3 protein-coding genes are annotated in these 2,850 nt (G+C 62.3%); all 3 read right to left on the minus strand.

Translation table 11 applies throughout. The features are described from left to right. Positions 1-1,205 (minus strand): TRAP transporter large permease (locus ACESMD_RS04555; protein WP_372610753.1); only part of this gene is annotated, 1,205 nt, incomplete at its 3' end. Between the two features lie 3 nt (positions 1,206-1,208). Next, complete coding sequence (locus ACESMD_RS04560; protein WP_372610755.1) at positions 1,209-1,805, minus strand: TRAP transporter small permease; 597 nt, start codon at positions 1,803-1,805, stop codon at positions 1,209-1,211. Between the two features lie 73 nt (positions 1,806-1,878). Next, a partial coding sequence (locus tag ACESMD_RS04565) for a TRAP transporter substrate-binding protein (protein ID WP_372610757.1) occupies positions 1,879-2,850 on the minus strand: 972 nt, incomplete at its 5' end.

Here is a 2,850-nt window from a genome sequence, read left to right on the forward strand (position 1 = left end):
AGCAGCGCCACGTAGTAGGGCAGCATCGCCTTGACCAGCTGCTCCATGGACACCTTGCCGACGCCACAGCCCACATAGAGGCAGGTGCCCACCGGCGGGGTGAGCAGGCCGATTCCCAGGATGTAGGCCATCAGGACGCCGAAGTAGACCGGATCCACACCCACCGAGGTAGCGATCGGCGTCAGCATCGGGGCCATGATGACCATGGCCGGTGTCAGGTCCATCACGAAACCGACCAGGAGCAGCAGGCCGGCGACGATCATCAACAGCCAGAAGGGATCCTGGGTGATCGCCTGGACCTGGCGGACCAGCGTCTGCGGCACCATGTTGATGGTCAGGAACCAGGCGATCACCGTGGCGAAGGCAAGCAGCAACAGCACCATGCCGGTCAGTCGTGCGGTACGGATCAGCATCCCCCAGAGGTCGCGAAGGGGGAACTCGCGGTAGACCAGCAGCGAAATCGTCAGCGAATAGAGCAGCGCCGCCACCGCCGCTTCCGTGGCGGTGAAGAACCCGCCGATGATGCCGCCGATCACGATCACCGGCAGCACCAGCGCCAGCCAGGCCGCCTTGAAGGTCCGCCAGAGCACATCCAGGCGAAACTTACGGGTCTGCCCGGCATGCGTGAAGCTGGCCAGGATGAAGGTGGTGAGCATCAACGCAAAGCCGATCAGCATTCCCGGCACGATACCGGCGATGAATAATCGACTGATCGAGGTCTCGGTGACGATGCCGAACAGGATCAGGGGAATCGACGGCGGAATGATGATGCCGATCACCGAGGAGACGGTGTTGATGGCGGTGGCATGGGGCGCCGAGTAGCCCTGCTGCTTCATGGAGGGAATCATCATCGCCCCGGTGGCCGCGGTGTCGGCGACTGCCGAGCCGCTGATGCCGCCGAAGAACATCGAGCCGGTGATCGCCACCTGGCCAAGCCCCCCGCGCATGAAACCGACCAGGGCCCCGGCCAGGTCCATCAAGCGACGGGCTATCCCGCCCTGACTCATCACCTCACCGACCAGGATGAAGAAGGGAATGGCCAGCAGTGGGAAGCTATTGACGCCGCGGATCGATTGTTCGATGAGGATCGACAGCGGGATGTCCGACATTACCGCCATCACGACGGCGGCGACACCCAGGCCGAAGGCGATGGGCAGTCCGATACCGATGGAGGCGAACAGGATGGCCAGAAAGATCCATAGCATGGCTCAACGCACTCCGCTGTGAGGGCGTGAGGAGGACGGTGGCATACGGATCAACCGCACACACTGCCAGGCGCGCCACAGCGCCACGGAAAGGATAAAGATCGAGCACAGCACCAGGGAGACATTGATCAGGTTCCAGGGCACACCGAGGATCGCGGTTCGACCCGTCGAGCGGGACATCACCACATAACCGCCCCAGATCATGATGCCCATCAGCCCACTGATGATCAGGTGCTGCACCAGGTAGAGCGTGTAGGCGGCACGTGGCTTGAGCTTGCGCACCACGAAATCCACGGCGATATGCTCGAAGTGAGCGAAGACCGCCGCGGCCCCGATGAAGACCAGCCAGACAAACAGCATCCGAGCCAGTTCATCCGCCCAGGGCAGCGAATTATTGAGTAACGAGCGTCCGATCACGTTGGCCGATACCGAGATGATGAGTGCCACCAGGATGGCGGCGATCAGGTGTTCCATGATCCCGGTCAGCCAACGAAAGACCACGGGCCCCTTTCGCGCCTCGAAATCCAGCTCGAGGGCTCGGCGGTTGGGATCGGCAAGATAGGCATCGATATCGGGTGGTGGAGAAGTCGATTCAGACATGGCGAGACTCCAGAGACAGAACAAGGGGCCAAGCAAGGCCCCTTGTCGCTGAGCGATCATCGGGTGACGCGTATCAGTCGTTCATGGTGTCGGCGACGATCTCGCGGATCTCGGCAATCAGATCTTCGCCGATCTGCGGAGCCCACTCGTCATAGACCGGCTGCACGGCTTCCTGGAAGGCGGCAATCTGGTCGTCGTCGAGACGCGTGATCTGCATGCCGCGCTCCTCGAGCTGATTGCGCGCCCAGTCGTCGTACTCGGTGGCCAACTGGATCTCGTAGGCTGCGGACTTGCGAGCCGCCTCCTGGACGAGTTGCTGGTACTCGGGGTCCAGACGATCCCAGGTGCGCTCGGACATCATCAGGATGAAGGGCGTATAGACGTGGCGAGTCTCGGAGCCGTAGTCCTGAACCTCGTGGAAGTTAGACGTCAGAATGGTGCTCCAGGGGTTTTCCTGGCCGTCGACGACACCCTGTTCCATGGCCGAGAACAGCTCACCGAAGGCCATCGGGGTCGGGTTGGCACCCAGGGTTTGCCAGATGGACAGGTGCACCGGGTTCTCCATGGTGCGGATGGTCAGGCCACCCATGTCGAGACCGGCAACGTCCTCCGGGGACTCCACGAGACGGACGCTGTTGGAGAGCTGGCGATAGCCGTTTTCGGAGAAGGCCAGCGCCTTGATGCCGGTACCATCAAAGGCATCGAGCATGCCTTGGGCGATATCGCTGTTCATCACCGCGATGGCCGCCTCGCGGGTCGGCAGCAGGAAGGGAAGGTCGAATGCCGCAAGTTCGGGCACATAGGTGGTGGCCGGCGATGAGGAGGGATAGGACATGTCCAGGGTGCCGGTCTGCATCATCTCCATCATCTGGACGTCGTCACCCAGCTGACTGTTGGGGAAGACGTTGACGGTGAGCCGCCCTTCGCTGCGCTCGGCGAGGATGTCGGCGAAATACTGGCTCGAGAGATACTGCGGCGAGGTTTCGGCCAGGCCGATGCCCATGCGGATGGTGTGGCTGCCGTGATCACCGACCACGGCACCGTC

This window comes from Halomonas sp., assembly GCF_041689495.1.
Taxonomy (GTDB): Bacteria; Pseudomonadota; Gammaproteobacteria; order Pseudomonadales; family Halomonadaceae; genus Halomonas.